The sequence below is a fragment of the Sphingobium sp. ba1 genome, assembly GCF_000743655.1.
GTDB lineage: Bacteria > Pseudomonadota > Alphaproteobacteria > Sphingomonadales > Sphingomonadaceae > Sphingobium.
Map to the genome: position 1 here is coordinate 1,569,977 of NZ_JPPQ01000069.1, position 6,989 is coordinate 1,576,965.

Here is a 6,989-nt window from a genome sequence, read left to right on the forward strand (position 1 = left end):
AACACCGTAAAATAATCGATAATAAGGATTATGTTAAATATGGGCTGAGGTGGGCGTCAGTCTTCCTGGATCTGGCTATGTTTACTCGTGTCGCGCATACGCACATAGACCACCAGTGAAATGGCGATCATCACCGTGACATAGATATAGAAGGCTTGCTCCATGCCCGCCTGTTTGAACCACAAGGCGACAAATTCGGCCGTCCCACCGAACAGCGTATTGGCCAAGGCATAAGGCAGCGCCACGCCCAGCGCCCTGATGTGCGCCGGGAACAGTTCGGCCTTCACGACGGCGTTGATCGACGTATAGCCAGTGACGATGATCAGCCCTGCCATCACCAGCAGACCGGCGATCAGCGGGTCTTTGGTCACGGCCAGCGTCGCGAAAATGGGATAGGTGCATAGGACGCCCATGATGCCAAAGCCGATCATCAGCGGCTTGCGCCCGATCCGGTCGGACAGCGCGCCCGCGACCGGCTGGAGCAGCATGAAGGCGAACAGGGTCACGGCGTTGATCTGCGAGGCCGTTTCCCGGCTGAGGCCACTCGTGTTGACCAGGAATTTCTGCATGTAGATCGAATAAGCGTAGAAGGCGATCGTACCGCCAGCGGTCAGCAGTATCACCGTCAGCGTTTCGCGCGGATGGTTGGTGATGAGTTCGACAAAGCCGGATTTGGGCGCGCCTGCCGCCTTGGCCACGGCAAAGCTCTGCGTTTCGGCAAGGCCGCGCCGCAGCCAGAAGACGATCACCGCCAGTCCGCCGCCGATAAAAAAGGGTATGCGCCAGCCCCAGGCATCCAGTTGCGCTTCGGTGAGCGTCGCCTGTAAGATCAGCAGCACGCAGATGGCGACCAACTGACCGGCGATCAGCGTGACATATTGGAAACTGGAGAAGAAGCCACGCCGGTTCTTGCCCGCCATTTCCGACAAATAAGTGGCGCTGGCACCATATTCGCCGCCGATCGACAGGCCCTGCATCAGGCGCGCCAGCACCAGCAGCAGTGGCGCGGCGACGCCGATTGTCTCATAGCCTGGCGTCACCGCGATCAGGAGCGACCCCGCGCACATCAGCGCCACCGACAGCGTGAGGCCGCTCTTGCGGCCATGCCGGTCGGCATAGACGCCCATCAGCCATGCGCCGATCGGCCGCATCAGGAAACCGACCGCGAAAATCCCGGCGGCGCTCAGCAATTGGGCGGTACGATCCTGGCTGGGGAAGAAATGCGGCGCGAAATAGAGGGTGAAGGCGGCATAGGCATACCAGTCATACCATTCGACCAGATTGCCGGTGGACCCGCCGATGATGGCCTTGAGCCGCTGGCGCTGGGTGGGTGGCGCGAGCGATGGCGTCATGGCGTCAGCACCATTTCGCCATCCTGCACGCCCCAGCTTTTAAGGCGGGACAACATGTTCATGCCGATGACGTTGATTTCGCCGAATGCGGGCGAGACGACCACTGGCAAGTCGCTGGCGATCACCGGGCCGATCGCCAGCGTGGCGATGCTTGACCGGCGCGCTTCGACCTTGCCGTTCGCGGTGGTCATGACGACGCCGGGCGCGCCGACATCATAGTTGAGACCTGCCGCGCGCGCCGTCGGTTCCGATAGCGCGGTGACGGTCGCGCCGCTGTCGATGAGGAAGCGTGCGGGTGTGCCGTTGAGGCTGGCTTCAACCCAATAATGGCCGTCGCGGGCCACGGGGATGCGGATGGCTTGCCCTTCGGCACGGACGGGCGGCAGGGTCGGCGGTGCATCGCCGACCGAAACCCCCTCTTCCGCCCAGCGACCGGTGAGATAGCCCTGCTGCTGCGCCAGGGTGAACAGCCCGAACAGGCCCGCGAAGATCGCGACCCATAAGAGTGCTAGGCGCAATAACGATCCCCAGGCCAGCCTGCGCCCGATCAGCGCTGATCCAACCAGCACGAGCGCAAGGACATACCAGAGGGTCGATGCTGCCTGATCGCCGTCCATCAATCCCCCTGCTCTGCCGTCGCCAGTTCCACGGTCATGCCGTCATAGCCGGGTTCGACGCCGCTGGGGAGTGTCCGCCGCAGCGTCGCATAATCCATGCTCTGGTCCATATGCGTCAATATGGCCTGGCCGGGCTTGGTTTGTGCGATGCTGTCCAAAGTAAGGGCAAGGTGCGGATGGGTCGGGTGCGGCTTTTCGCGCAGGGCATCGACTACCCAGACATCGAGTCGGTCATAGAGCGCGAGCATTTCCGGCGTCAGCTCATGGAAATCGGTGGCATAGCCGATCGACCGGCCGCCATGGGTGAAGCGGAACCCGGTGGACCAGATGTCGCCATGAGGCTGATCGACGCAGGCGATGTCGATGTCGCCGATCCGCAGGCTGTCGGGCAGGATATGCGGGGCGATGGTCGGGTGATAGCCGTTGCGCCCTTCAAAGGCATAGGCGAAGCGCTGCGACAAGAGCCGGAGTGTCTGTTCGCGCGCATAGCCGGGCACGGGCGAGCGGCGATGGTGGAAGAGTTGGCGGACATCGTCGATGCCATGGCTGTGATCGGCATGATCATGCGTCCACAATATGGCGTCGATCTGGACCACGTCGGCTGCGAGCAATTGCGCGCGCATGTCGGGCGAGGTGTCGACTAGGATGCGGGTGGTCGGGCTTTCGACCAGGATGGACACGCGGCTGCGGCGGTTCTTCGGCTCGGTCGGGTCGCATGTGCCCCAATCATTGCCGATGCGCGGAACGCCCGACGAGGTGCCACTGCCCAGGATAGTCAGTTTGAAACTCATGCCACCTTCTTGAACAAGGTGCGGAAATTGGCGGAGGTCGCGGTGGCCAATTGCTCGATGCTTTCGCCGCGCAGGGTCGCGAGGAAGCGCGCGGTGTCCGCCACGAAGGCCGGTTCGCAGGGGCGGCCGCGATGCGGCACCGGGGCGAGGAAAGGAGAGTCCGTTTCCACCAGCAGCCGGTCGAGCGGCAGGCGGGCTGCGGTTTCCTGCAGATCCTTTGCGCTCTTGAAGGTTACGATGCCCGAAATGCTGACATAGAAGCCCAACGCCATCGCCGCATCGGCAAAGGCGCCGCTGGCGGTGAAACAATGGATGACGCCGGGATAGGCCCCTTTCCCCATTTCGTCGCGCATGATCGCCAGCGTGTCTTCTTCCGCATCGCGGGTGTGGACGATCAGCGGCAGACCCGTGTCGCGCGAGGCGGCGATATGCGCGCGAAAACTCTTCTGCTGCCGGTCGCGGTCGCTATGGTCGTAATAATAATCGAGGCCGGTTTCGCCGATGCCGACGACGCGCGGATGCGCGGCGCGCTCGACCAGCTTGGCGGTATCGACATGCGGATGCTCATCGGCTTCATGCGGGTGGATGCCCACAGTCGCCCAGACGTCGGGCGCGCGGATCGCGGTGTCGAGAACGGCATCCCACTCGCTCTCGCGGGTCGCGATATTGAGCATCAGGTCGATGCCGGCCGCGCGGGCGCGTTCCAGCACATTCTCCTGATCCTCAATCAAGCCCTTGTAATTCAAGTGGCAATGGCTGTCGATCAGCATGACGATCAGGCGTCCGCTTCGGTCAGTTCGAGGCGGGGGAAGAGCGGTTTAGGGGCGGCGAGAATGAAATCGCTTTCTGCCAGCGGCGAATACCAATGATCGCCAATCGCTTCATAGGTCCGCTTGTCAGCGGGAATGCCCATGTGATCGAGCAACGCCGTAGCGCTCGCCGGGACAACCGGCAGGACGGCAACAGCGAGTTGGGCGATCGCTATATAAAGCGTCGCCAACACCGTTTCCATCCGCTGCGGATCGGTCTTGCGCAGGCTCCATGGCGCTTGCGCGTCGATATACTGGTTGCAGGCAAAGGCTGCGCGCAGCCAGGCATCAATCGCGACCGACGGCGCCAGGTCCTCCATCGCTGCTGGCATGTCCGTGCGCACAACGCGGTCGATCAAGTCGATCAAGTCGGTATCGGCGGCGTCATGGCCATGGATTGCCGGCAGATAGCCGTCCAGATTCTTCGCAATGAAGCTCAATGTGCGCTGGGCCAAGTTCCCAAAGGCGTTCCCAAGATCGCTGTTCGACCGCTGGACAATCGCTTCCGCGCTGTAGCTGCCGTCATTGCCGAAGGTGACTTCCGACAGCAAGAAATAGCGCAACTGATCGACGCCGAAACGCTCGGCCAGCGCGATCGGATCGGCGACATTGCCGACCGACTTGGACATTTTCTCGCCGCGGTTGAGCAGGAAGCCGTGACCGAATATCTGGCTGGGCAAGGGCAGCTTTGCACTCATCAGGAAAGCTGGCCAGTACACGGTATGAAAACGCACGATATCCTTACCGATGATGTGCGTAATGTCACCCCCCTCGGCCCAATAGCGCGCCATCCGTGTCGCATCGTCAGGATAGCCGCAGCCGGTCAGATAATTGGTCAGCGCATCGACCCAGACATACATGACATGGCCCTCGCTGCCCGGCACCTTCACGCCCCAATCGAAGCTGGTGCGCGAGATGCTGAGGTCGCTCAGACCGCCTTCGACAAAGCGCAGGATTTCGTTGCGGCGGCTGTCGGGCTGGATGAAGCCGGGCTGGCTTTCATACAGGGCCAGCAACCGATCCTGATAAGCGGACAGGCGGAAGAACCAGCTTTCCTCGACCGTCCATTCGACCGGCGTGCCCTGGGGCGAAAGTTTGGCGCCCCCTTCCCCCTCGACGATTTCCTTCTCGTCGTAAAAGGCTTCGTCGCGGACCGAATACCAGCCTTCATAGCGGCCAAGATAGAGGTCGCCATTGGCCTCCATCGCCTGCCAGATCGCCTGGCTTGCACGGTGATGATCCGGTTCGCTGGTGCGGATGAAGCGATCATGGCTGATGTTAAGAACTGATGCCATGTGCTGGAAATGTGCGGCCATTTCATCGGCCAGCGCGCGCGGTTCGATGCCGCGTGTGCGCGCGGCCTGGTCCATTTTCAGGCCATGTTCGTCGGTGCCGGTCTGAAAAAACACGTCACGGCCCATCATCCGCTGGAAGCGGGCGATCGCGTCGGTGGCGATCACCTCATAGGCGTGGCCGATATGCGGACGGCCATTGGGATAGCTGATGGCGGTGGTGATGGTATAGGGTTTGGACATGCGGCCTTCCCTAGCGGCTGTTCGCCTGCGCGCAAAGTCGCTTTTCAGGCGGCGCGCGGTGCCAGCGCCGCGACATGGCCCGCCAGTTCGAACACGACCGCCGCCGGATCGAGCGACAGGATGATCGCTCCGCCCGCCAGTCGCCGCGCTTCCTCCCAATGGTCGAGCGCCACGCCAAGGGCGGGACCATTGCGATGCCGTGCCGCTTCGGCGAGGAAAGCGGGCGCGCGTTCCAAGAAGGCCTCATAGCGGGGACGGGCTGGCTTGGTCGCCAGCGTCTTGGCGAGCAGGAGCCGCTGCCGGTTGCCGGGATCGCCATCGGTCGCGATCAACGTCAAAGCGGCTTCGATTTCCGCCAGATTAAGCCCGGCATAGCGCAATGCCTTCCCCGGCGATCCTTCCCCTGCCCGGACCAGCGCGTCCAATTCTGCGGGCGACAACTCCCCCTCTCCTGACCGCAATACCGATCGCATCGCCGCATCGTCCAGCGGATCGAAGCGCAGCGTGCGGCAGCGCGAGCGGATGGTCGGCAGCAGGCGGCCCGGCGCATGGCTGACCAGCAGGAACAGCATATCGGCGGGCGGCTCCTCCAGCGTCTTGAGCAGCGCATTGGCCGCGCCGCGTTCGAGATCGTCGGCGCTGTCGATCACCACAATGCGGCGCGTCGACAAGGACGGGGCCGATTGAAGCAGCCTCCCCAGCCCGCGCACCTGATCGACGCTGATGTTGCGTGCGGTGACGCCATCCTTTTCCAGCGGCGCAAGTTCGGCATAGTCGGGATGGGCACCGGCGTCGATCAGATGGCGAACCCGATGGTCGTCGGGCACGGCCAGCCCCTCCCCCTCGACCTTCGGCCCGGCGGCGTCGGCAAGCAGGCGCAGCGCGAGCGCGCGCGCAAAGCTGCCCTTGCCGATGCCGCGTGGGCCGCTCAAGATCCAGCCATGATGCATCCGCCCGCTGGCCGCCGCGCCGATCAGCAAACGGGCCTGCGCGTCATGGCCGATCAAGGACTTCATGGCAGCAGGTCGGCCAGCGCTTCGAGCAAGCGGGCGGTGACGGCATCCGCTGCGCCCGACGCATCGATAGGCCGGAAACGGGCGGGTTCTTCGACGGCAAAGCGGGCGAAAGCGTCCGCGACAGCGCGATGGAAGGTGCGATCCCGCCCGCCGATCCGGTCGGATATGTCGCCATCGCGGGCGCGGGCGCGCGTTTCAGCGTCCGACTGCGGCAGGGAGAGGAACAAGGTCCGGTCGGGGAGGAATCCGGCGCTGCCGATCCGGTGCAGCGCTACTATGTCGGCATCGGTCAGGTCGCCCTGTCCCTGATAGGCCCTGCTCGAATCGAGATAGCGGTCGGACAACACCCAGGCACCCCGCGCCAAGGCGGGACGGATCGTCTTTTCGCCATGGTCGGCGCGCGCGGCGGCGAACAGCAGGGCTTCGGCGCGCGGGCTCCAGCGATCCGCGCCGCCGGTGAGCAGCAGCGCGCGGATCGCTTCCGCGCCTTCGCTGCCGCCCGGCTCGCGGGTTTCGACAACTTCCAGTCCGCGCGCGCGCAGGGCAGCGGCGAGCGCGCGAAGCTGGGTCGATTTACCCGCACCCTCTCCGCCTTCCAGCGTGATGAAGCGGCCCGGACTCACCCGAACAGCGACTTCATGCCATTCCAGATCCGACCGAACATACCCGCTTCCGCCACATCTTCACCGGCCACCAACGGCATGACCTGCGGCGGGGTGTCGGGCGTCTGGACGATGAGCTGGGCGATCTGCTGACCCTTGGCGATCGGTGCCTTGATCGGGCCGGTATAGACGACCTTGACCTTGACGTTGGATGAGGCGGTGCGAGGCAGCGTCACCGCCATATTATGCGGCGCGACCAAAGGCACG

7 protein-coding genes and 1 pseudogene are annotated in these 6,989 nt (G+C 63.7%); all 8 read right to left on the minus strand.

Annotation, left to right across the window (positions count from 1 at the left end):
- Window positions 1–56: 56 nt before the first annotated feature.
- Window positions 57–1,352: an MFS transporter gene (locus IL54_RS10650; RefSeq protein WP_037475505.1), complete on the minus strand. Its 1,296-nt coding sequence runs from the start codon at window positions 1,350–1,352 to the stop codon at window positions 57–59.
- Window positions 1,349–1,969: a retropepsin-like aspartic protease family protein gene (locus IL54_RS10655; protein ID WP_037475508.1), complete on the minus strand. Its 621-nt coding sequence runs from the start codon at window positions 1,967–1,969 to the stop codon at window positions 1,349–1,351. The genes IL54_RS10650 and IL54_RS10655 overlap by 4 nt, the downstream gene beginning before the upstream one ends.
- Window positions 1,969–2,760 (minus strand): MBL fold metallo-hydrolase, encoded by a 792-nt coding sequence (locus tag IL54_RS10660; protein ID WP_037475510.1) that lies wholly within the window; start codon window positions 2,758–2,760, stop codon window positions 1,969–1,971. The genes IL54_RS10655 and IL54_RS10660 overlap by 1 nt, the downstream gene beginning before the upstream one ends.
- A complete protein-coding gene (locus tag IL54_RS10665; RefSeq protein WP_037475512.1) occupies window positions 2,757–3,530 on the minus strand; it encodes a TatD family hydrolase in 774 nt (257 codons plus the stop codon). Before IL54_RS10665 ends, IL54_RS10660 begins: the two co-directional genes overlap by 4 nt.
- 5 nt (window positions 3,531–3,535) lie before the next feature.
- The gene (gene metG, locus IL54_RS10670) at window positions 3,536–5,104 is read right to left on the minus strand and encodes a methionine--tRNA ligase (RefSeq protein ID WP_037475514.1); all 1,569 of its coding nucleotides are present in this window, start codon (window positions 5,102–5,104) and stop codon (window positions 3,536–3,538) included.
- A 44-nt stretch (window positions 5,105–5,148) separates the two neighbouring features.
- Entirely contained in the window at window positions 5,149–6,120 is a 972-nt protein-coding gene (locus IL54_RS10675; RefSeq protein WP_037475517.1) for an AAA family ATPase, read from the minus strand.
- Window positions 6,117–6,743 (minus strand): dTMP kinase, encoded by a 627-nt coding sequence (gene tmk, locus IL54_RS10680; RefSeq protein WP_037475519.1) that lies wholly within the window; start codon window positions 6,741–6,743, stop codon window positions 6,117–6,119. Before tmk ends, IL54_RS10675 begins: the two co-directional genes overlap by 4 nt.
- Window positions 6,740–6,989 (minus strand): annotated as a pseudogene (locus IL54_RS10685) (D-alanyl-D-alanine carboxypeptidase family protein); the annotation flags it as partial. The pseudogene IL54_RS10685 and the gene tmk, both read right to left, overlap by 4 nt.